Below are 22170 nucleotides of genomic sequence, written 5' to 3'. Positions count from 1 at the left end.
TCGACAAACCATCGACCCTTTCGCCACGCGAGATCCCTTCCGGCCATGCCGCGCCTCCTGCTGCTGCTCCTGCTGCTGATTGCTCCCGCCGTTCCCGCCGCCGCCGGTCCTGTCCTGGGCGACGATCTCGCCGTCTGCCGCAGCCGTCAGGCCGACCTGCCGACGCGGGCGGTCGCCTGCGAGCGGCTGCTCGACGGTGGCAACCTGACCGGCAGGGACCTCGCCGGCGCGCTCGACGTCCGCGCCCTCGCTGCGCTGAACAAGCGCGAGGACGACAAGGCCCTCGAGGCGCTGACGGGTGCGATCGCCGCGGATCCCGACAACGTCGCGGTCCTGAACCGGCGCGGCTATGTCTACGAGCGCAAGGGCAAGGACGATCTGGCCCTGGCGGACTACGACGCGGCGCTGCAGAAGCGCCCGGCATTCGGGCTTGTCTACAACAATCGCGGCACCATCCACCTGCGTCGCGGCGCGCTGCAAAGCGCGCTCGACGATTTCAACGCGGCCATCCGTGCCGTGCCGACGCTCTATCTCGGCTACGTCAATCGCGGCCGGGTGCGTGCGCTGATGGGCGACTATGAGGGCGCGCTGGGGGACCTCGACGAGGCCGAGCGGATCGATGCGGCCGCGCCGCTGACGGCGATCTATCGCAGCGAGACGCTGTCGCTGATGGGCCGCAGCGATGATGCGATCGCGGGCTGGAGCGGCGTCATCGAACGCTCGCCGAAGAACCAGTTCGCCATCGTCGGCCGTGCCGACGCCTATCTGCGCAAAGGCGATCTCGATGCGGCGCTGAAGGATCTCAATGCGGTCCTGGCGATGAACCCGAACAACGTTCACGCCCATGCCAGCCGCGGCCGACTGTTCGAGAAGCGCGGCAACCTCGCGCAGGCGCGCGCCGATTATCGTGCGGCCGCATTCGCGTTGACGTCCTACGATCCGTACGACGTCGCCGTCGCGCGCAAGCTGGCGCAGGACCGGCTCGCGGCACTCGCGCCGCAGGCGCCGGCCGCTGCGCCATCGGCGCGCCGGGTCGCGCTCGTGATCGGCAACGGTGCCTACACATCCGTCCACGCGCTGCCCAATCCGCCGCGTGACGCCAGGCTGATCGCAGATACGCTGCGTGCGGCGGGTTTCCAGTCGGTCACGCTGGTGAACGATCTTTCCCGCGACAAGTTCTTCGACGCATTGCGCAGCTTCGAGGCCGAGGCCGAAAAGGCCGACTGGGCGGTCGTGTACTATGCCGGGCACGGCTTCGAGATCGGCGGCGTCAACTACCTGGTGCCGATCGATGCCCGGCTCGCCGCCGACAAGGATGCAGAGACGGAAGCCGTTGCGCTCGAGCAGGTGCTGGCCGCCGTCGGTGCCGCGCGCAAGCTGCGGCTGGTCATTCTCGACGCCTGCCGCGACAACCCGTTCGCGCCAGGCATGAAGCAGACGCTGGCGCTGAAGCTCGTCGACAAGGGCTTCTCGAATATCGAGCCGGGCGCGGGGATGATGGTGGTCTACGCCGCCAAGCATGGCGCCACTGCGCTCGACGGCGACGGCGGCAACAGCCCATTCGCCACCTCGCTCGCCCGCACCATCAAGGAGCCGCGCATCGAGGTGCGCAAGCTGTTCGATATCGTCCGCGACGACGTCTGGGCGATGACCAAGCAACGTCAGCAGCCCTTCACCTACGGCTCGCCGCCAGGACGGGAGGACTTCTTCTTCGTGGCGGCGAAGTGAGACGTCGCGGCTTGTCTTTGCGGGACGCACCAATTGCGCATGGGATAGGAGATGGCCGCACCATCCTCCGTCGTCGTCCCGGCGAACGCCGGGACCCATACTCCGCAGCGTGAGTGGTAAGAGCAAAACGGCCGCCATTATGCGTCAAACGACAGCCGGTGGCTATGGGTCCCGGCGTTCGCCGGGACGACATGATGGAGTGAGGCGAGATCTCGGACATAACTAACCGTTCTCGCGACCTTCACGGCCCGAGTGATGCTTGATCCTTGTCCCTCCGGAAAACGGAGGGCGCAGGGAAGGCCGGACCTCGGCTGAGGCCCGTGGCCCGCCTGCGAAAAAAAATGCAGGCGGCAGGTACCACAGGTTCAGCCGGACAGGCCCGGCCTTCCCTGCGCGATGGTGTTAACGCTTATACGTGCTCTCCCCGGGGACCGGCTGTCTTGCCCCCGTGACCGGCGGATCATCGTCACAACCGGCTTGGCCTCAGCGTCGGGAGACCAGGACCACACGCTTTCGCCGTCCGCGCCGTGCCGTTCGTCCGCAGGTCGAAGACCCGCTGCAACACGTCGCGTCCATCGCATCACCGGCTCCACGTTCGTGACGTTCGCGAGGCGCCCCTCCTGGCGAGCCGGGATGCACGAGAAGGTGCCAGTGATTTGCTCGACGGCGCAACATCCGTCGGGATGCGACAAAGTAACGCGACGGGCAAAAGAGGCTGTGTCGTATTCTCGAACAGAGTTCGAGGTTCGCGACAACGAACGATCAGCGTCATGGCGATGCTCATGACTGCGCCCTCTCCCCTTGTGGGAGAGGGCCACACCGGTGGGCGCTCCGTTCTCGCTTGGGTGAGGGGGCGCCACGAGCTCATATCTCGCGCGTGGCGCCCCCTCACCCAAGCGAGCTTGTCGTGGGCATCAGTGAAGCCCTCTCCCACAAGGGGAGAGGGCGCAGTCATGCGCCGCGCGAGAAGCTGATGAGTTGATACGTATCGGAGCTGAGATCGCGCGAGCCGGAGACCGCGTAGGGTGGGCAAAGCGGCCGCCGTAGGCGGCAGCGTGCCCACCGTCGGGCGGCGTGCTCGCGGTGAGACGGTGGGCACGGCGCCACAGCGATCGTATGCGTGGAGAGGGCGGTGGCGCGCCTTTGCCCACCCTACGAGTTTTGCTAACTCGCGTGCTCCTCGCGCTCGTGGATCACGCTGGCGCGGCCGACGATCAGGTCGTCGACATGGCCGATGCGCGAGACGTCCTTGCCGGCGTAGGGCAGGGAGTGCAGCACGCAGCGCATCGCATTCAAGCGCGCGCGCTTCTTGTCGTCGGACTTGATCACGGTCCACGGACAGTCGGCGGTGTCGGTGGAGAAGAACATCGCCTCCTTGGCCCGGGTGTAGTCGTCCCATTTGTCGAGCGAGGCGGTGTCGATCGGCGACAGCTTCCACTGCTTCAGCGGATGCGCCTCGCGCTCCTTGAAGCGGCGGCGCTGCTCGTCGCGGCTGACCGAGAACCAGAACTTGATCAGATGCATGCCGCTGCGCACGAGGTTGCGCTCGAACTCCGGCACCTGGCGCAGGAATTCATCGTACTCGGCTTGCGAGCAGAACCCCATCACGCGTTCGACGCCGGCGCGGTTGTACCAGGAGCGGTCGAACAGCACGATCTCGCCCGATGTGGGCAGATGCTCGACATAGCGCTGGAAGTACCACTGGCCGCGTTCGACATCGCTCGGCTTGTCCAGCGCCACGACCCGGGCACCACGGGGGTTGAGATGCTCCATGAAGCGCTTGATGGCGCCGCCCTTGCCGGCGGCGTCGCGGCCCTCGAACAGCAGCACCAGGCGCTGGCGCGCGTCCTTCATCCAGTTCTGCAGCTTCAACAGCTCGGTCTGCAGAACGAATTTCTGCTCCTCATAATCCTTGCGGAGCATGCGGTATTTGTAGGGGTAGCCGCCGTGGCGCCAATTGTCGGAGAGCTCGTCCGAGGTGCGGCGCTTGTCGCGCTTGGCCTTGCCGTCGATCAGCGCCCGCATCAGCTTGGCGTCGTCGGGCGATGCGCCATCCAGCATCGCCTTCACCGGCGCGCTGTCGGCATCGAGCGCCGGCGGTCCGTTCAGCACGCTCTCGAACGCGGACAGCTCGGTGATCCGCGCCGCCTGCATCGATTCGTCGACCAGCGACTGCGCGATTGGATCGAGCGTCGCGGTCGACTGCTTGCGCGCGACGTGCGCCGTGGCGCTCGCGCGCTTGCCTTTGGACGCGCTGCTCTTGGTACCCTTGGAGTTTGCCATGCGATTCCGCCCCGACTGCTGTTGCCGTACAGACATGTGAATCGATTTTTATCCGCCAAGCGCGCTGCGGCAGGTTGACCTGGATCAACGGGTCGCAGGCTTCGCGCGAGCAGGGCAGGGCGATACCGCTCCCGCCGATTTCTCGTCGTCTGAACGGGGTTGGCGATTATTTTGCTCCGTCATGCCCGGGCTCGTCCCGGGCATCCACGTCGTTCCATAGCGCCGTGCGACGTGGATGGCCGGGACGAGCCCGGCCATGACGGCGCGGAGAGAGCGATAGCAGCTTCGACGAAGTGAGCGCGCGGATATTAGGGAAGCGTCACACCACGATGCTCAGCCGCTTCGCCGCCCGCGTAATGCCGGTGTAGAGCCAGCGGGCGCGGGCTTCCTGAAATGCAAAACTTTCGTCGAACAGCACGACGTCGTCCCATTGCGAGCCCTGCGACTTGTGCACGGTCAGCACATAGCCGTAGTCGAACTCGTCATAGGGCTTGCGCTGCTCCCACGGGATGTCCTCGATGCCGCCGGCGAAGCATTCGCCGCGCACCGAGACCTTGGTCACCTTGCGTCCCAGCTCCTCGTCGGGCGCGACGCGCATGGTCACGATCTTGGACTTCGAGGTGGCGCGCGACTTCACCCGCCACAGGCCGCCATTGAACAGGCCCTTCTTGCGGTTGTTGCGCAGGCAGACCAGCTTGTCGCCGGCGACGGGCAGTGCGTCCTCGATGTCCAGGCGCTGGCGGAAACGGTTGTTGTAGGCGCGGCGGGTGGCGTTGCGGCCGACCAGCACCTGGTCGGCCTCCATGACGCGCGACGGATCGAGCTCGCGGCGCTCCACCACCTCGCTCTCACCATAGCGGCCGATATCCAACGTGTTGCCCTCCCGCACGTCCATCGACATCCGCACGATGGGATCGTCCTGCGCCTGGCGATGCACCTCGGTCAGCATCACGTCCGGCTCGCTGTCGGTGAAGAAGCCGCCGCCCTTGACCGGCGGCAGCTGCGCGGGATCGCCGAGCACCAAGAGCGGGCAGTCGAACGAGAGCAGGTCACGGCCGAGATCGGCGTCGACCATCGAGCATTCGTCGATGATGATCAGCTTGGCCTTGGACGCCGGCGCGTCGTCCCACAATTCGAAGTTCGGCTGCTCCTCGCCGGTTTCCTGGGCGCGATAGATCAGCGAGTGGATGGTGGAGGCGTTGTCGCAGCCCTTGCTGCGCATCACCAGCGCCGCCTTGCCGGTGAACGCCGCGAACTTGACCTCGCCATCGACGCCCTCGGCGATGTGGCGGGCCAGCGTGGTCTTGCCGGTGCCGGCATAGCCGAACAGCCGGAACACCTGCGGTGTGCTGGTTTTGCCCGGCTTTGCCTTCAGCCAATCGGCAACGGCCTTGAGGGCGGAATCCTGGTGGGGAGAGAAGGTGGTCATGGCTCACGGGGAAGGAGCCGCGGCGCGACTCGGGACATTCCGTGAACCTAAGGGCTGATGCGGGGAGATCAAGCGCTGGATGCGGGAGAGGGCCGCCGCGTTCCGCGATGGGATGCTGAACGTGCCTGGAAGTGGAGCACGTGCGGCCCGGACGGTGCGCCCCCCTCCCCCTTGCGGGGAGGGGTTGGGGGTGGGGGTCCCAGCAAAGACTGCCCGTGTGGACCCCCACCCCCGACCCATCCCCGCAAGGGGGAGGGGAGCGTAGCGAGTTCGCGGTGACAGCTTGGACTTCCCTCGAAAAGAATCTACTGCCAGCCCGGGACGCCCCGCATGTCCGGCAGATGGTGCGCGATGCCCTTGTGGCAGTCGATGCAGGTCTTTTCGCCGGTGAAGAGGAAGCGCTGGTGGGCTTCGACGGCGCGGGGGGACTGCTTGGTGATGTCCATCGACTGCGAGCTGTGGCAGTTGCGGCACTCGAGCGAATCATTCGCCTTGAAGCGCGCCCATTCGTGCAGGGCCAGTTCCAGCCTGCGGTCGGTGAACTTCTCGCGGGTATCGATCGAGCCGAACAGGTGGCCCCAGACCTCCTTCGAGGCCTGCATCTTGCGCGCGATCTTGTCGGTCCAATTGTGCGGCACGTGGCAGTCCGGGCATGACGCGCGGACGCCGGAGCGGTTGGAGAAGTGAACGGTGGTCTTCAGCTCGGCGAACACGTTGTCTTTCATCTCGTGACAGCCGGTGCAGAATTTCTCGGTGTTGGTGATCTCCAGCGCGGTGTTGAAGCCGCCCCAGAAGATCACGCCGGCGACGAAGCCGGCGAGCACCAGCACGCCGAGCCCGAAGATGGAGCTCGGCTTCAGCAGCACATCGATCAGGTCGAGCACGAACTGCCAGGCGCGGCGGATCAAGCCGAGCCGTTTTTCCGGGGCCGGCGTTCCCGTCCCCTGCGGGATGTCGGCGCTGCTCATCGCTTGCCACCCGGCTTGTCGTGCGACAGCACGGTGTCGATGTCGACGAAGTCGTTGCTGACCGGCGGAGTGGCGACACTCTGCGACACATGACACTGCGTGCAGAAGTAGCGCCGCGGCGATACCGACGCCAGGAACTGGCCGTCGCGATCCATGAAGTGGGTGATCGACAGCATCGGCGCCTTGGATTCGGCGGTGCGCGCGCGGGCGTGGCAGGACAGGCATTTGTTGCCCTGCATGTCGACCTGATAGCCGTCGATGGAATGCGGGATCACCGGCGGCTGCTCTGGATAGTTGCGCACCTCCTTCTCGGCGGTGTTCTTGGTCGGCTGCATCGGCGGCGCCGGGCCTTCGTCGTTGAGCGGCGTCTGGCCGCGCAGCGAGGACGAGACGCTCTGGGCGAGCAGGGCGCTCGAGCCGGCCGCAAGGCTGGCGGCGAGCAGCATCATCGCAAGTTTCTTGATCATGGTCGTCACACCCGCTCGATGCGCACGGCGCATTTCTTGTAGTCGGTCTGCAGCGAGATCGGATCGGTGGCGTCGAGCGTCACCTTGTTGATCAGCTTGGATTCGTCGAACCACGGCACGAACACGAGCCCGCGCGGCGGCTTGTCTCGGCCGCGGGTTTCGACGCGGGCGCGGATGAAGCCGCGCCGCGAGGCGACCTTGACCTCGTCACCGCGCCGCAGGTTCGCGGCCTCGGCGTCGTCCGGATGCATGAAGCAGACGGCTTCGGGGAACGCCTTGTAGAGTTCGGGCACACGACGCGTCATCGTGCCGGAATGCCAGTGCTCGACGACGCGGCCCGTCGACAGCCAGAACGGATAGTCCTTGTCGGGCGATTCCGCCGGCGGCTCGTAGGGCAGGGCGAAGATGCGCGCCTTGCCGTCGGGGAAACCATAGAACTGCACGCCGGTGCCGGCCTTGACGTAAGGATCCGAGCCCTCGCGGAAACGCCAGCGCGTCTCCTTGCCGTCGACGACCGGCCAGCGCAGGCCGCGCTCTTTGTGATAGATCTCGAACGGTGCCAAGTCATGGCCGTGGCCGCGGCCGAACTCGGCATATTCCTCGAACAGGCCCTTGTGGACGTAGAAGCCGAACGCCTTGGATTCGTCGTTGGCATAGCCCGGCTCGATCTGGTCGAGCGGGAATTTGTCGACCTGGCCGTTCTTGTAGAGCACGTCGAACAGCGTCTTGCCGCGGACATCAGGCTTCTTGGCGATCAGCTCCTCGGGCCACACCTCATCGATCTTGAAGCGCTTCGAGAACTCCATCAGCTGCCACAGGTCGGAGCGGGCTTCGCCCGGCGCCGAAACCAGCTGATGCCAGAACTGGGTGCGGCGCTCGGCATTGCCGTAGGCGCCTTCCTTCTCCACCCACATCGCGGTCGGCAGGATGAGGTCGGCGGCGAGCGCGGTCACCGACGGATAGGCGTCGGAGACGACGATGAAATTGTCGGGGTTGCGAAAACCTGGATAGGTTTCTTCATTCGCGTTGGGGCCGGCCTGCAGGTTGTTGTTGACCTGCACCCAATAGGCGTTGAGCAGGCCGTCCTTCAGCATCCGGCTCTGCAGCACCGCGTGATAGCCGGGCTTGTCGGGGATGGTGCCTTCCGGCAGCTGCCAGATGTGCTCGGCCTTGGTGCGGTGCTCCTTGTTGGTGACGACCATGTCGGCGGGCAGGCGGTGCGAGAAGGTGCCAACCTCGCGCGCGGTGCCGCAGGCCGAGGGCTGGCCGGTCAGCGAGAACGGGCTGTTGCCGGCTTCCGCGATTTTGCCCGTCAGCAGATGGATGTTGTAGACGAGGTTGTTGCACCAGACGCCGCGGGTGTGCTGGTTGAACCCCATGGTCCAGAATGAGACCACCTTGGTCTTGGGATCAGCATAGAGCTCGGCCAACGCCTGGAGCCGGTTCAACGGCACGCCGGACATCTCCGCGGCCTTCTCCAGCGTGTAGTCCGAGACGAACTTCGCATACTCGTCGAACGAGATGTCGGTGGCGTCGTTGGCCTTCGCCGCACCCGTCGCCTTCTTCTGCAGCGGATGCTCGGGCCGCAGGCCGTAGCCGATGTCGGTCTGGCCCTTCTTGAATACGGTGTGCGCCTGGACGAAGTCCTTGTTGACGCGCCCTGTCGTGATGATGTGGTTGGCGATGGCGTTGAGGATGTAGAGGTCGGTCTGCGGCTTGAACACCATGCCGACGTCGGCGAGGTCGAACGAGCGGTGCTCGAAGGTCGAGAGCACGGCGACCTTGACATGCGGCGCCGACAGCCTGCGGTCGGTGACGCGCGTCCACAGGATCGGATGCATCTCCGCCATGTTGGAGCCCCACAGCACGAACGCATCGGTGGCCTCGATGTCGTCGTAGCAGCCCGGAGGCTCGTCGATGCCGAAGGTGCGCATCATGCCGGCCACCGCTGAGGCCATGCAGTGCCGCGCATTGGGATCGATGTTGTTGGTGCGGAAGCCGGCCTTGAACAGCTTTGAGGCCGCATAGCCTTCCCAGATCGTCCACTGGCCCGAGCCGAACATGCCGACGCCGGACGGACCGCGCTTCTTTATCGCGTCCTTGAACTTCGACGCCATGACGTCGAACGCCTCGTCCCACGACACAGGCGTGAACTCGCCGTTCTTGTCGTACTTGCCGTTGGTCTTGCGCAGCATCGGATGCGTCAGGCGATCATGGCCGTACATGATCTTGGACAGGAAGTAGCCCTTGACGCAGTTGAGGCCGCGATTGACCTCGGACTTGATGTCGCCATGGGTGGCGACGACGCGGTTGTCCTTGGTCGCGACCATCACGCTGCAGCCGGTGCCGCAGAAGCGGCAGGCGGCCTTGTCCCATTTCAGCTCGCTCTGCTCGCGCTCGGTGACGAGGTTCGCGGCGCGTGCCGCGGCCGGCATGCCGGCGGCCGCTGCGGCAATCGCGGCGGCTTCGAGCTTGAGCATCTGACGGCGATCGATCTTTGCTTCGGTCATGGGTGTCTCGGTTGATTAGCCGGCGTCGATGGCGTGGAAGACGAGGCAGGCGGAATGCACGCAGGGAATCGCTGATATCGTGGTCATGGTGGCGCCGAGCGCGCCGGCGCTGGGCGCGTCGACCACGACGATCAGCTTGCCGCGCTCGTCGCGGCCGTGGATCTCGCAGCCGGACAGCGCGAGGATCTCGGCCGACACGTGGTCGAGCTGATCGGGGCGGGTCTGCACGATGATCGAGGCGATCTCGCCCGAGGGCGGCGCGACCACGGGCTCGGCCGTGAGCACGCGGCCGGTGATCAGCGCGCGCCGGTCGAGAGCAGTGCGGGTTGAGAGCATGCGGGCCGTCCTTCTGGTCAATGTGCAGCGGGCGGGCCGGGCGGCCCGGCCATCATCTGGTAGATCCACACCGCCAGTCCGTAGGAGCCGACGGTGGCGACCGCGAGCGTGGGCATGATCACGGCGGTGAGGAACAGGAAGGCAAAAACTTCCATGCGTCTGCGGCGCGCACGCGCATTCGCATCGCTGCCAACGAGCGACATGAGAGAATTCTCTGCTGTGTAAGGGGATTGATTGCGGCATCCGGGCCGCGCCTGAGCATTATATTAGACAGAATGCAGGGAACCGGCGTTGACCTGAATCAAGGCGCGGAACCCGGCAGCTGAGCTGCGCGCCGGACGATCAGATTCGCTCCGGCTTGCTCACGATCTTGGTTGATGCGCCGTGAAGACACGTGATCGCATCTTCAGGGGTGAGAATTTATCGCTTCCTGGCGTGGCGCACCCGATACGAACATGCCCTCTCGCAGCGAGCTGACAGGGCCCGCATCGCTATTTTTCCAGGGTGCTCGACACGCGTTCGGCCCACCACCATCATCTCTCGCATCGCATCAACGTCGATGCGCAGCTGATCTCGGAGAGGGCCATGAAGCGTCGTGATTTTCTGAAACTGTCGATGGCGTCGGCTGCACTGATGACGTGCGCCACGCCGTTGCGCGCCCAGGACAGGCCGAAGGAAATCCGGATCGGCACCCAGAAGGGCGGCTTCTTCCCGGCGGTGCGGGCGCGCGGCACGATCGAGAATGCCTTCAAGGCCGACGGCATCAACATCGTCTGGGTCGACTTCCAGTTCGGCCCGCCGCTGCTCGAAGCCATCAACGTCGGCAGCGTCGATTTCGGCTATGTCGGCGACGCGCCGCCGATCTTCGCCCAGGCCGCCAGCGCCAAGATCCGCTATGCGGCGGCGGTGAAGCAGAACGGCAGCAGCCAGGCGATCATCGTGCCGAAGGACTCGCCGATCCAGACGCTGGCCGATCTCAAGGGCAAGCGCGTCGCCTTCGGCAAGGGATCGAGCGCGCACAATCTGCTGGTCGCCGCGCTGGAGAAGGCGGGCCTCGCCTGGAGCGACATCACGCCCGCGCCGCTGGCGCCGGCCGATGCCACCGCCGCCTTCGTGAAGGGCTCGGTGGACGCCTGGTCGATCTGGGATCCGTATCTGGCGCTGGCCGAACTGAAGGAGAATGCGCGCGTGATCGCGTGGGACAGAGACGTTCACAAGCCGAATTCGTTCTACATCGTCGGCAGCGATTTCGTTGAAAAGTATCCCGCCGTGGTCGCCAGATTGAATGCGGCCTTTGCCGCCGAAGGTGTCTGGGCCAACAGCCATCACGAGGAGGTCGCCAAGGCGCAGGCCGAGGCGACCGGCGTCGACCTCGAAGCCGTCCGCCGCTTCGTCGACCGCTCGATCTACAGCGTCGTGCCGCTCGACGACGACATCATCAAGAGCCAGCAGGCCGTGGCCGACCGCTTCGCCCGCGTCGGTCTCATTCCGAAATCCATCAACGTCGCCGACATCGTCTGGAAGTGGACGCCGTCCACCTGACGCCTGATCGCGCGCAGCAATCCGAAAGTGAACGACATGAGCAATGCATCGAAGCCCAACGTCCTCTGGTTCCTGCCGACCCATGGCGACGGCCGCTATCTCGGCACGTCGCAGGGTGGCCGCGAGGTCAATTTCAACTATCTGCGCCAGATCGCGCAGGCCGCCGACCAGCTCGGCTATTACGGCGTGCTGATCCCGACCGGGCGCAGCTGCGAGGATTCCTGGATCGTGGCGTCGGCGGTGGCGCCGTTCACCGAGAAGCTGCGCTATCTCGTGGCCGTGCGCCCCGGCCTGCAGTCACCGGCCGTAGCCGCGCGCATGACCGCGACGCTCGACCGTGTCAGCAATGGCCGCCTGCTTGTCAACGTCGTCACCGGCGGAGACCCGATCGAGAACAAGGGCGACGGCATCTTCCTGTCGCATGAGGAGCGCTACGAGGTCACCCGCGAGTTCCTCACCATCTACAACAAGCTGCTCGAAGGCGAGGCGGTCAACTTTTCCGGCAAGCACATCACGGTCGAGGACGGCCGGCTGCTGTTCCCGCCGGTGCAGTCGCCGCGCCCGCCGCTGTTCTTCGGCGGCTCGTCGGATGCCGGCATCGACGTCGCCGTCGACACCGTCGAGAAGTACCTGACCTGGGGCGAGCCGCCGGCCGACGTTGCCGCCAAGATCGCCAAGGTGAAGGCCGTCGCCGACAAGCGCGGCCGTAAGCTGTCGTTCGGCATCCGCCTGCACGTGATCGTGCGCGAGACCAACGACGAGGCGTGGGCGGCGGCCGACGATCTCATCAAGCACGTCACCGACGAGACCATCGCCTCGGCGCAGAAGATCTTCGCCCGCATGGACTCGGTCGGGCAGCAGCGCATGTCGCAGCTGCATGGCGGCCGCCGCGACAAACTCGAGATCAGCCCGAACCTCTGGGCCGGCGTCGGCCTCGTCCGCGGCGGCGCCGGCACGGCGCTGGTCGGCGATCCCGACACGGTCGCGGCGCGCATCCGCGAGTATCAGGATATCGGCATCGACACCTTCATCCTGTCCGGCTACCCGCATCTCGAGGAGGCCTATCGCTTCGCCGAGCTGGTGTTCCCGAAGCTGGGTCTGAACGCGGTGGAGCAGGGCGGCAACGTGACGAAGCTCCGTACAAACACCGGTCCGTTTGGCGAGACCATCGCCAATGAGCATCGTCCTCTGCAGCGGGCATCGCAGTCATGAGCCTGATCGAGAGCCTTCCCAAAGTCCGCAAGCTCAGCGTGCCCAAGGCGGATGGATTGCTGCCCTGGCTCGTCCCGCTCGCGATCCTGCTTATCTGGCAGGCGGCCTCGGTCGCCGGCCTGGTCTCGCCGCGCGTGCTGCCGGCGCCGAGCGACGTCGCGCGCGCCGGCTGGAAGCTGTTGTGGTCGGGCGAACTCGGCCGCAACGTCTGGGTCAGCTTCTGGCGCGCCTCGATCGGCTTTTTGATCGGCGGCAGCATCGGCTTCGCCTTCGGGCTCGCCAACGGCCTGTCGCAGCTGTCATCGAAGCTGACTGATACGACGCTGCAGATGATCCGCAACGTGCCGCATCTGGCGCTGATCCCGCTGGTCATCCTGTGGTTCGGAATCGACGAGAGCGCAAAGCTGTTTCTCGTCGCGCTCGGCGTGTTCTTTCCGGTCTACCTCAACACGCTGCACGGGATTCGCACCGTCGACCCGCAACTCATTGAAATGGGCCGCGTCTACGGCATGACGGACGGCGAATTGTTTCGCCGCGTGATCTTCCCCGGTGCGCTGCCGTCGATCTTCGTCGGCCTGCGCTTCGCGCTCGGCATCATGTGGCTCACCTTGATTGTTGCCGAGACGATCGCGGCCTCATCGGGCCTCGGCTACATGGCGATGCAGGCGCGCGAGTTCATGCAGATCGACGTCGTCGTGCTCTCCATCCTGATCTACGCGCTGCTCGGCAAGCTCGCCGACAGCGCCTCGCGGCTGCTGGAGCGCCTGACCTTGTCCTGGCATCCGGCCTTCAGCAAGCATTGAGGTTTGTCCATGCAGCAAGTGCTCCGAATTCCCGTATCCCAGGTCGAGGCGATCGACGGCGCCGATGTGATCGGGCATGCTGAGGCTTTCCGCCATGTGAGCAAGCCAGGCGTGACTCCGCAGCCCGACAAGAACGCAACGCGTGGCCTGCCGCTCGTCATCCGCGATGTGCGCAAATCGTTCGGCGACAACGAGGTGTTGCGCGGCATCGACCTGGAGATTCCGGCCGGCCAGTTCGTCGCCATCGTCGGCCAGAGCGGCTGCGGCAAGAGCACGCTGCTGCGGCTGATCGCAGGTCTCGACAAGCCGACGTCCGGCACGATCAGCTTCGGCGAGGCTGCCGCGCGGCCGGAGGACGTCCGCGTGATGTTCCAGGAGCCGCGGCTGCTGCCGTGGGCGCGGGTGCTCGCCAATGTCGAGGTCGGCCTTGGCCGCGATAGCAAGGCCGCCGGCGCCCATGATCGGGCGCGACGCGCGCTGGAGGACGTCGGGCTGGCCGAGAAGCGTGACCAATGGCCGGCGGTGCTGTCGGGCGGCCAGAAGCAGCGTGTCGCGCTCGCCCGCGCGCTGGTGAGCGGGCCGCGGCTGCTCGCCTTCGACGAGCCGCTCGGCGCGCTCGACGCGCTCACGCGCATTGCGATGCAGCGGCTGCTCGAGGGGGTCTGGGCAAACCAAACCTTTACCGCAATCCTGGTCACCCATGATGTCGCGGAGGCTGTCGCACTTGCGGATCGGGTCCTCGTCATCGAAGATGGCCGGATTGCCGAGGACATCACGGTCGGTCTGGCGCGGCCACGTCAGCGCGGATCTGCCGGGCTGGCCGCGCTGGAAGGCTCGATCCTGGCCCAGTTGCTTGGACCGGGCACGACGGGGTAGGAAAGACCAACGCAATGAACTCCATCGTCCGTCACATGCCTGATGCCACGGCGCTCCAGCCGGATTTCCGTTCTGCGATGCGCCAACTGGTCGGAGGCGTCAGCATCATCACGGTTGGACGTGGCGATGAGGTCACCGGCATGACGGTGAGCTCGCTCGCATCGCTGTCGATCGATCCGCCATCGGTCATCGTCAGCCTCAATCGGAACGCCTCGTCATGGCCGATCCTGCAGCGGGAGCGCGTTTTCGGGGCCAATCTGCTGGCGGCGGACCAGATCGGCGTTGCCGAGCGGTTCTCGGGTAAAGGCGGGCTGCGGGGCGCCGAGCGGTTCGCCGGCGCCGACTGGCGTAAGCACGTCACCGGTGTGCCGCTTCTGGTCGGTGCGCTCGCCGCGCTCGACTGCGAGGTCGAGGAGATCATCGAGCGGCATTCCCATGGCATCGTGATCGGCCGCGTCGTCCATGTCGACGTGGCGCCGCAGTCGGCGGCCCTGGCGTATTGGCATGGCAGCTATGTGTCGGTAGGGCCGGAGGACGATGGAGCCCAGCTCGCTGCGCTCAGTGTGCCCCCGCGCTTCACGCCTTAGGCCCTCTGCTGACCCCCACTGGTGTCCGCGCGCAAGACGCCGTACAAGCGCGCCGTCGGCCTCGGCAGCGGAAATCATGAATCGGATCGGAACCTGGGCTCTCTACGCGATCGGCACGGTGGCGATGCTCTATCTCGCGCTCTATGCCTATGCGGTGCTGACGCAGCGCGAGTTCACGCCGGGCGATCCGATCCACATCTTCCGCAATCCCGAGGCGCCGAACTATTCGTGACCGCGCGCCGCGCGGCGGCGGCGTTGCGGCGGCTCGCGCACCCACGGGTCGCTCGACTGTGCGCAATCCTGGAGCTGCATCCAGTCGTCGGTCAGAAACTGCACCCGGCAGCGACGCCAGACCCGCTTCTGAGCCTTGCCATCCGGCGCGGTCTCGATGTCGGACAGCGCGAGATAGGGTGGCTGCCAGCGATAACGGCGCTCGTTGTCCCAGCCGTCGCATCCGCCGGCGCCGCAGGCGAGGGTCCGCGAGATCAATTTTCCCTTGCGGGCGAAGCACCAGCTGCGCGCGCCCCATTCCTCGCCCGACGATGGCTGCACCAGCGGCGCGTGCGAGGTCTGCTCCCAGCAGCCGACCAGCCGGCCGAGCGATTCGGCGCCCGTTGCCGAAACGGCGAACGGCGCGCTGAGGAGCAGCGCGCCGCCGAGAATGTTGCGGATCAGGGCTGACGAACTAGACAGTACTCGGCATGCGCGGACCGTCGCCGGCGCCCGGCGGCGGAATCGGCACGCCGCCGTCGGCATATTCGTTGAGCTTGTTGCGCAACGTGCGGATCGATATGCCCAGAATGTTGGCCGCATGTGTCCGGTTGCCCAGGCAGTGCTTCAAGGTTTCCAGGATCAGGTCGCGCTCGACGTCGGCGACCGTGCGGCCGACGAGCGCCCGCGTGACCTGCTCCGCCGCCATCGTAGCATGGGCCACGGCCGGCTGGGTCTTGCTGATGTCGAGGCGCGCGCCGTCGGGCGTGAGGATCGCATCTGGCCCGATCTCGTCGCCCTGCGCCATCAGCACGGCGCGATGCATCGTGTTCTCCAACTCGCGGACATTGCCCGGCCAGCGATTGCTGGTCAGGATGCGCTTGGCTTCCGCCGAGATCGGCCGCAGCGGCACGGCATTGGCCTCGGAATATTTGCGCGCGAAGTGCTGCGCCAGTTCGAGAATGTCGGCGGGGCGCTCGCGCAACGGCGGGATCTTCAGGTTTACGACGTTGAGCCGGAACAGCAGGTCCTCGCGGAACGTGCCTTCGCGCACGGCATCTGCGAGATTGCGGTTCGAGGTCGCGATGATGCGGATGTCGACCGGCACCGGGCGGGTGCCGCCGACGCGGTCGATCACGCGCTCCTGGATGGCGCGCAGCAGCTTCGACTGCAGCCGCACGTCCATCTCGGAGATTTCGTCGAGCAGCAGCGTGCCGCCATTGGCCTCCTCGAACTTGCCGATGCGGCGGGCCACCGCGCCGGTGAAGGCGCCCTTCTCGTGACCGAACAGCTCGGATTCCAGGAGATGCTCGGGGATCGCGGCGCAGTTGATCGAGATGAAGGGACGCTTGGCGCGGGCCGAGCGGGTGTGGACGTAGCGCGCCAGCACCTCCTTGCCGGTACCGGATTCGCCGGTGATCATCACCGAGGCGTCGGAGCCGGCGATCTGCTGGGCGAGCTTGATCACCTTGGCCATCGCGTCGTCGCGATAGACGAGGTCGCGGCTGTCGTTGGCGACGGCGGCCAGCACGGCCGCGATCAGTTCGGGATCCGGCGGCAGCGGAATGTATTCCTTGGCGCCGGCATGGATGGCGGCGACCGCGGCGCGGGCATCACTGGTGATGCCGCAGGCGACGATCGGCACGTGGATGTGCTCGGCGTCGAGCCGCATCACCAGGTCGCGGATGTCGAGGGCGACGTCGACCAGCATGAGGTCGGCCCCCTTGCCCCCGCGCAGCACCCGCATCGCCTGCTCGTTGTCCTCGGCATGGGTCACGGTGGCGCCGTTCTCCATGGCGATCTTGGTGGCCGCGGTGAGCTGGCCCTTCAGCGTTCCGACGATGAGAAGCCGCATGTTCGTCTCCTATTCGCTGGCGCCGCTCTCGATCAGCGCGCCGGTCATGTCTGTCAGTTGCGGTCGGACTTGATGATTTCCGTCATCGTCACGCCGAGCTTGTCCTCGACCAGCACGACCTCGCCGCGGGCCACGAGCCGGTTGTTGACGTAGATGTCGATGGCCTCGCCGACCTTGCGGTCGAGCTCGAGCACGGTGCCGGGCCCGAGCTTCAAGAGCTCGCCGACATCCATCTTGGAGCGACCGAGCACGGCCGAGACCTGGACCGGCACGTCGAACACGGCCTCCAGGTCGGCCGCAATGCGAGCGGCGTGCTCCTCCTCGTTGTAGCCGACGTCGCCGGTGATCGGCGGGGCATCGGCGGAATTGAGGTCGGGAAGCGGGATCTCGTTGTCGCTCATGACTTAACTCCCTCGGCCACGGCTGCGGCCTAGCTATTTCTGGACGCCATGTAGCGTCCGACCAGTTCGTTGACCTTGGCGTCGATGGCGGCGCGATCCAGCACGACGCCGCCGTCGGCCCATTCGATCCGGCAGTCTCCGGTCGGGATCTCCGGCTCGGCCAGGATCACGAGGCGCCCCTCGAAGCCGCTCTGCTTGGCGAGCTTCTCGATCTTCTCGCGGGCCAGTTCGTAGAGCGAGTCGTTGATGCGCAGTACGAGATGCGGTGTCGCCACCAGATGAGCGAAACAGTCGTGAACCAGGCCGGTGATCTCGCCGAGCGGCTCGGCGGCAACCAGGGCAGCGCACAGCTTGCGCGCCACGGCCACCGCGACGTCAACGGCCTCCGTCTCCATCCGCGTCTCGATGCCGGTGAAGCGCGCGGAGATGCCCTGTAGCTGGATGTTGATCTGCTCCAGTGCCGCGGCGACGCGGCGGTCGGCCTCGACCTTGGCTTCGCGCTGCGCCGCCTCGTAGCCGTTGCGGTAGGCTGCGGCCTCGGCGGCTGCGACCTTCTGTGCGATCTCGGCGGTCGTGGCCGCGCGCTCGCGCGTCTTCTCCGGCGCGGCAAAGTCGGTATCGAACAGGAACTTCGCTGGCTGAGCCATCAATACACCAGTTCGTCGTCGGCGCGGTTCTTGCTGAGCATGATCTCGCCCTTGGCGGCGAGGTCCTTGGCGAGGTTGACGAGCAGGGCCTGCGCCTCGTCGACGTCGCGCAGACGCACCGGGCCCATCGCGGCCATGTCGTCCTGCAGCATCTTGGCGGCGCGGGAGGACATGTTGCCGAAGAAGAAGTTGCGGACCTCCTCGTTGGCGCTCTTCAGCGCCACGCCCAGCTTGTCCTTGTCGACGTTGCGCAGCAGCGTCTGGGCGGAAGCGGAGTCGAGCTTGATCAGGTCGTCGAAGGTGAACATCAGCGCCTTGATGCGCTCGGCGGATTCGCGATTCTCTTCTTCCAGCGAGGTGATGAAGCGGGTCTCGGTCTGGCGGTCGAAATTGTTGAAGATCTCGGCCATCACCTCATGGGCGTCGCGGCGGCGGGTCTGCGACAGGTTCGACATGAACTCGGTGCGCAACGTCTGCTCGACGCGCTCGATGACCTCCTTCTGCACCGCTTCCATGCGCAGCATGCGGCCGATGACGTCGAGCGCCATGTCCTCGGGCAGGATCGCGAGCACGCGCGCCGCATGCTCCGGCTTCAGCTTGGACAGCACGACGGCGATGGTCTGCGGGTATTCGTTCTTGAGATAGTTCGCCAGCACCTCTTCCTGGACGTTGGAGAGCTTCTCCCACATGTTGCGGCCGGCGGGGCCGCGGATCTCGTCCATGATGCCGGAGACACGCTCCGACGGAAGGTATTGCTGCAGCAGCCGCTCGGTGGCGTCGAAATTGCCCATCAGCGCGCCCGACGCCGACATGCGCGAGACGAATTCAAGCATCAGATCCTCGACGACGTCGGCCTCGACGGTGCCGAGCGTCGACATCGCCAGCGACAATTCGCGCACCTCGTCATCGTCGAGCTGCTGCCAGATCTTGCCACCGTACTGTTCGCCGAGCGCGAGCATCATCACGGCTGCGCGGCGCGGGCCGGACAAGGGCTCGCTCTTCTCGCGGCCGGCCTGGCGGCTCGCGAGCGTCGCGATGACGGTGGAGATGTCGTTGGCGTTGGCGTTCTGCGTCTGCGGGAGCGACATGCGATTACGTTCTTCTCAGTTCAGATGGTTCACGTCGTTGGATCAGTTCTGCGGCTCGGCGAGCCACTGGCGGATGATGGCGGCGGCTTCACCCGGGTTGCGATCGGCCAGTTCGCCCACCCGGTGAACGGACTGGGCGTGAACCTGGCCTTGCACCTGGGCGACGTCGATCATGTTGGCGGTCTGCTGCGCATGGGCCTGCGCCTGCGCGGTTTCGTCGGTGAGAGCCGGCGTCGCAGCGTTCATCGCCGCAACGACCTCGTCGGTCGTGATGATCTTCTTCACCAGCGGACGGACCACCATGAACACCACGACGATGCCGAGCAGCATCATCACGGCGAGTTCGATGACGTACATCACGTCATCCTTGGTGAAGTGGAGCATGGCGAGGAAGCCGGTGGGCTCGTTGATCTGCGGCACGGTCGGCGCGTCGGCGAATTTCAGGTTGACCACCTCGACCTGGTCGCCGCGTTTCTGGTCGAAGCCGATCGCGGAGCGGACCAGTGCCGCGATGCGGTCGAGTTCGTCCTTGCCGCGCTCCTTGTAGACCAGCTCACCCTTCTCGTTCTTGGAGTAGGCGCCGTCGACCAGGACCGCGACCGAGATGCGATTGACCCGGCCCGCCTCGGTAACTTCGGTCTTGGTGGTGCGGGAGATCTCGTAATTGTTGGTCTCTTCGGTCTTCTTGCTCTGGTCCTTGGGCTGCTGCTGCCCCTGGTTCTGCTGGTTGCCGGGCAGCTCGTTGTTGACCGTGACCTGACCGTTGTTCTCCGAGGTGGCCGACTGCTCTTCGCGGGTCTGGCTCGACCTGAGCACCCGGCCTTCGGGATCGTAGCGGTCCGAGGTCTGGGTGATGCGGTTGAAGTCGAAATCGGCCGAGAGCTGGACGCGGGCGCGGCCCGATCCGACCACCGAGGACACGATGTCCTCGACCTGCTTGCGCATCCGCTTCTCGAAGGCGCTCCGACGCTCGTCGCCGACCTGCTGGTCGATGTCGGTCTGGGTGCCGTCGGCGAGCAGCTGTCCGGCCTCGTCGACGATCGACACCCGCTGCGGCTTGAGGCCGTTCACGGCCGAGGCGACGAGGTGGCGGATGGCGCGGATCTGGTTGGCTTCGAGGGAGCCGCGCACGCGCACGACGATCGAGGCCGACGGCTCCGGGGTCTCGCGCGAGAACAGCGGCCGCTCGGGGAGAACCAGGTGGACGCGGGCTTGCTGAACGCGGTCGATGGCGCGGATGGTGCGGGCGAGCTCGCCCTCGAGCGCCCGCAGATGGTTGATGTTCTGAACGAAGCTCGTGGTGCCCAGCGCGTCCGACTTGTCGAAGATCTCGTAGCCGACGCCGCCGCCCTTTGGCAGGCCGCCCTCGGCGAGCTTCATGCGCAGCCGGGTCACCTTGTCCTTCGGAACCAGGATCACGCTGCCTTCATTGCGGATCTCGAACGGAATGCCCTGGCGCTCCAGGTCTTTGATAATGCTGGAGGAGTCGTCCATGCTGAGGTCGGTGAACAGGGTCGTCAGCTGCGGCGCCGTCACGCGCATGATGACGAAGCCGAAGAAGCCGATCAAAGCGGCGGTGACCGCCAGCATGGCGGTGAGCCGCGCGGCGCCCAAACTCTTCAGGAAGTCCAAGAGACCTTGCAAGCAACTGCCCCATAGTTCGGCATTCGACGGGTGGCTGCTGAAGGTGATTTGAGCTTCGCGGGTCTTTAAGACCGGTTGCAGAGATCGCGAAATTCAATCCTTAAACCCTCGCCGGCACCCGCATTCCAGGTGGCGATCCGGTTTCAGCCTGGCTGCCGCGGTGTGGCGGACACGTCGCGCAGGTTGAATCGAACCACTGGGCAATTATTGCCTATGGGAAGGTTTCGATATGGTTAACGACGGTTAATGGGTCCTAACAAAGTGTCGACATGCAAAAAATCGGCTTGGCGGAGCCAAGCCGATTTTCGAAGAATTCCGCTCGCGTCGTTAACGCTTTATTGGCGATATTGCTGAATTCGGGTGGTGCGCAGTCCGGCGAGACCATGCTGGTCGATCGAGAACTGCCACGACAGGAATTCGTCGACGGTCAGGGTGTAGCGACTGCACGCTTCTTCGAGGGACAACAATCCGCCGCGGACCGCGGCAACGACTTCGGCCTTGCGGCGTATGACCCACCTCTTGGTGCCTGGCGCAGGCAAATCCGCGATGGTGAGCGGGCTGCCGTCAGGCCCGATGACGTATTTCACCCTCGGGCGATGGGGTTCTGTCATGGCGTACTCACAAACTCTTAACCACTGAACTCACGGTAAGAACCTACGCCGCCTCGCTTAAAATTTGCCTAAGCAAAGGGCGCGAATGCGGTTCTCGGCGCAAATGCCAGCGCTCCCGGCGCCAAACGGCTCCGGGAGCGAAAACGTGGTCAATGATAGGTTAAGAATTTCCGGCGCTTACGCCGATGTGTCGCCGTCTTGGCTGAGCTTGAGGTTCAAGCTCAGCCGCAAATGTATCCGCAATCTTAAGTGCGGCGCGCCGGCTTAACGGCTAGTTAACGATCCGCTGGATCTGGTTCATGGTGTAGGTCTGGCCGCCGATCGACAGCATGGGCGGCTGCTGGGTCAGATCGACTGACGAGACGGTGCCCTGGACCTGGGTCGAGACCGCCACCGGATTGCCTGAGTTGTCCTTGGCGGTGATGGTGAGCTTGTACTGGCCGTCCGGCCACTGGGTGCCGTCGCTGCCCTGGCCGTTCCAGGTGTAGGGCTGGTTGTCGCCGGAGGTGCCGTTATAGGTGCCGCTGAAGACGGTCTGGCCGACGCTGTTGGTGATCGTCGCCGTCATCGTGCAGTCCTTGGGAATGCTGACGTTCCAGTTCGCCTTGCCGCTGGCCAGCGCCGTGGTGGAGCCGTTGACGACCGCGGTCTTGCCGACGAAGGCCAGCGCCTGGGTGGCCTGCGTCGTCTGCTGCAGCGTGAGCAGGGAGGCCAGCTGGTCGTTGGTCTTCAGCTGCTGCTCGACGCCGGCGAACTGCACCAGCTGCTGGGTGAACTGGTTGGTGTCCAGCGGATCGAGCGGGTTCTGGTTCTGCAGCTGCGTCGTCAGCAGCGTCAGGAAGGTCTGGAAATTGCCCGCGATGGTCGACCCCGCGGTCGTGCCCATGCTGCCGGTGGATGTGGTGCTGGTGGTGGTCTTGGTCGTGCCGGAGACCGCCGGGCTTGCCGTGATTGCGTCGCCAATTGCCATGGA

22 protein-coding genes are annotated in these 22170 nt (G+C 65.6%); 7 read left to right on the top strand and 15 right to left on the bottom strand.

The genetic code is table 11. The features are described 5' to 3' along the window. The first annotated feature begins 45 nt into the window (after nucleotides 1-45). Nucleotides 46-1728: a caspase family protein gene (locus tag ACQR1I_RS25590; RefSeq protein ID WP_434869503.1), complete on the top strand. Its 1683-nt coding sequence runs from the start codon at nucleotides 46-48 to the stop codon at nucleotides 1726-1728. 1164 nt (nucleotides 1729-2892) lie between these two features. On the opposite strand, the gene ppk2 is transcribed toward ACQR1I_RS25590, so the two are convergent. The 7 genes from ppk2 to napE form a co-directional block, all read right to left on the bottom strand. Next, nucleotides 2893-4011, bottom strand: coding sequence for a polyphosphate kinase 2 (ppk2, locus tag ACQR1I_RS25585; protein ID WP_434869504.1), 1119 nt, complete (start codon nucleotides 4009-4011; stop codon nucleotides 2893-2895). Nucleotides 4012-4330: 319 nt separating this feature from the next. Beyond that, nucleotides 4331-5440, bottom strand: a complete 1110-nt coding sequence (locus ACQR1I_RS25580) for an ATP-dependent DNA helicase (protein WP_434869505.1) — start codon at nucleotides 5438-5440, stop codon at nucleotides 4331-4333. Nucleotides 5441-5745: 305 nt separating this feature from the next. Beyond that, complete coding sequence (locus ACQR1I_RS25575; protein ID WP_434869506.1) at nucleotides 5746-6408, bottom strand: NapC/NirT family cytochrome c; 663 nt, start codon at nucleotides 6406-6408, stop codon at nucleotides 5746-5748. Further along, nucleotides 6405-6857 carry a nitrate reductase cytochrome c-type subunit gene (locus tag ACQR1I_RS25570; RefSeq protein ID WP_434869558.1) on the bottom strand — a complete coding sequence of 151 codons (453 nt, stop codon included), beginning with the start codon at nucleotides 6855-6857 and terminating at the stop codon, nucleotides 6405-6407. Before ACQR1I_RS25570 ends, ACQR1I_RS25575 begins: the two co-directional genes overlap by 4 nt. Before the next feature lie 23 nt (nucleotides 6858-6880). Beyond that, nucleotides 6881-9385, bottom strand: coding sequence for a nitrate reductase catalytic subunit NapA (gene napA, locus ACQR1I_RS25565; RefSeq protein WP_434869507.1), 2505 nt, complete (start codon nucleotides 9383-9385; stop codon nucleotides 6881-6883). Nucleotides 9386-9400: 15 nt separating this feature from the next. Beyond that, the gene (locus tag ACQR1I_RS25560; protein ID WP_434869508.1) at nucleotides 9401-9721 is read right to left on the bottom strand and encodes a chaperone NapD; all 321 of its coding nucleotides are present in this window, start codon (nucleotides 9719-9721) and stop codon (nucleotides 9401-9403) included. Nucleotides 9722-9738: 17 nt separating this feature from the next. Further along, on the bottom strand, nucleotides 9739-9924 hold the full coding sequence (napE, locus tag ACQR1I_RS25555) for a periplasmic nitrate reductase, NapE protein (protein WP_434869509.1): 186 nt from the start codon (nucleotides 9922-9924) through the stop codon (nucleotides 9739-9741). 382 nt (nucleotides 9925-10306) lie between these two features. On the opposite strand from napE, the gene ACQR1I_RS25550 reads away from it, so the two are divergent. From ACQR1I_RS25550 to ACQR1I_RS25525, 6 genes are all read left to right on the top strand, one after another. Continuing rightward, nucleotides 10307-11263: an aliphatic sulfonate ABC transporter substrate-binding protein gene (locus tag ACQR1I_RS25550; protein WP_434869510.1), complete on the top strand. Its 957-nt coding sequence runs from the start codon at nucleotides 10307-10309 to the stop codon at nucleotides 11261-11263. 36 nt (nucleotides 11264-11299) lie between these two features. Continuing rightward, nucleotides 11300-12475, top strand: coding sequence for an FMNH2-dependent alkanesulfonate monooxygenase (gene ssuD / locus ACQR1I_RS25545; protein ID WP_434869511.1), 1176 nt, complete (start codon nucleotides 11300-11302; stop codon nucleotides 12473-12475). Beyond that, the gene (ssuC, locus tag ACQR1I_RS25540; protein WP_434869512.1) at nucleotides 12472-13278 is read left to right on the top strand and encodes an aliphatic sulfonate ABC transporter permease SsuC; all 807 of its coding nucleotides are present in this window, start codon (nucleotides 12472-12474) and stop codon (nucleotides 13276-13278) included. Before ssuD ends, ssuC begins: the two co-directional genes overlap by 4 nt. Nucleotides 13279-13287: 9 nt before the next feature. Beyond that, nucleotides 13288-14154, top strand: coding sequence for an ATP-binding cassette domain-containing protein (locus tag ACQR1I_RS25535; RefSeq protein ID WP_434869513.1), 867 nt, complete (start codon nucleotides 13288-13290; stop codon nucleotides 14152-14154). 14 nt (nucleotides 14155-14168) lie between these two features. Then, the gene (locus tag ACQR1I_RS25530) at nucleotides 14169-14741 is read left to right on the top strand and encodes a flavin reductase family protein (RefSeq protein ID WP_434869514.1); all 573 of its coding nucleotides are present in this window, start codon (nucleotides 14169-14171) and stop codon (nucleotides 14739-14741) included. Between the two features lie 76 nt (nucleotides 14742-14817). After that, entirely contained in the window at nucleotides 14818-14973 is a 156-nt protein-coding gene (locus ACQR1I_RS25525; RefSeq protein WP_434869515.1) for a hypothetical protein, read from the top strand. On the opposite strand, the gene ACQR1I_RS25520 is transcribed toward ACQR1I_RS25525, so the two are convergent. The 8 genes from ACQR1I_RS25520 to ACQR1I_RS25485 form a co-directional block, all read right to left on the bottom strand. After that, a complete protein-coding gene (locus tag ACQR1I_RS25520) occupies nucleotides 14964-15497 on the bottom strand; it encodes a hypothetical protein (protein WP_434869516.1) in 534 nt (177 codons plus the stop codon). The two genes, ACQR1I_RS25525 and ACQR1I_RS25520, sit on opposite strands and share 10 nt — an antisense overlap. After that, entirely contained in the window at nucleotides 15427-16806 is a 1380-nt protein-coding gene (flbD, locus tag ACQR1I_RS25515; RefSeq protein ID WP_434869517.1) for a sigma-54-dependent transcriptional regulator FlbD, read from the bottom strand. The genes ACQR1I_RS25520 and flbD overlap by 71 nt, the downstream gene beginning before the upstream one ends. A gap of 53 nt (nucleotides 16807-16859) precedes the next feature. Then, complete coding sequence (fliN, locus tag ACQR1I_RS25510) at nucleotides 16860-17207, bottom strand: flagellar motor switch protein FliN (protein WP_434869518.1); 348 nt, start codon at nucleotides 17205-17207, stop codon at nucleotides 16860-16862. Between the two features lie 29 nt (nucleotides 17208-17236). Continuing rightward, a complete protein-coding gene (locus ACQR1I_RS25505) occupies nucleotides 17237-17854 on the bottom strand; it encodes a FliH/SctL family protein (RefSeq protein WP_434869519.1) in 618 nt (205 codons plus the stop codon). After that, nucleotides 17854-18942, bottom strand: a complete 1089-nt coding sequence (fliG, locus tag ACQR1I_RS25500; RefSeq protein WP_434869520.1) for a flagellar motor switch protein FliG — start codon at nucleotides 18940-18942, stop codon at nucleotides 17854-17856. Before fliG ends, ACQR1I_RS25505 begins: the two co-directional genes overlap by 1 nt. A gap of 42 nt (nucleotides 18943-18984) precedes the next feature. Next, the gene (fliF, locus tag ACQR1I_RS25495) at nucleotides 18985-20586 is read right to left on the bottom strand and encodes a flagellar basal-body MS-ring/collar protein FliF (protein WP_434869521.1); all 1602 of its coding nucleotides are present in this window, start codon (nucleotides 20584-20586) and stop codon (nucleotides 18985-18987) included. 335 nt (nucleotides 20587-20921) lie between these two features. Beyond that, nucleotides 20922-21197: a DUF1153 domain-containing protein gene (locus tag ACQR1I_RS25490; protein WP_002714638.1), complete on the bottom strand. Its 276-nt coding sequence runs from the start codon at nucleotides 21195-21197 to the stop codon at nucleotides 20922-20924. A gap of 271 nt (nucleotides 21198-21468) precedes the next feature. Then, nucleotides 21469-22167, bottom strand: a complete 699-nt coding sequence (locus ACQR1I_RS25485; RefSeq protein WP_434869522.1) for a flagellar hook assembly protein FlgD — start codon at nucleotides 22165-22167, stop codon at nucleotides 21469-21471. Between the last annotated feature and the right edge of the window lie 3 nt (nucleotides 22168-22170).

It is taken from the genome of Bradyrhizobium sp. HKCCYLS2038, from assembly GCF_051167655.1.
Lineage (GTDB): Bacteria > Pseudomonadota > Alphaproteobacteria > Rhizobiales > Xanthobacteraceae > Bradyrhizobium.
This window is presented reverse-complemented; position numbering and strand designations above follow the sequence as displayed.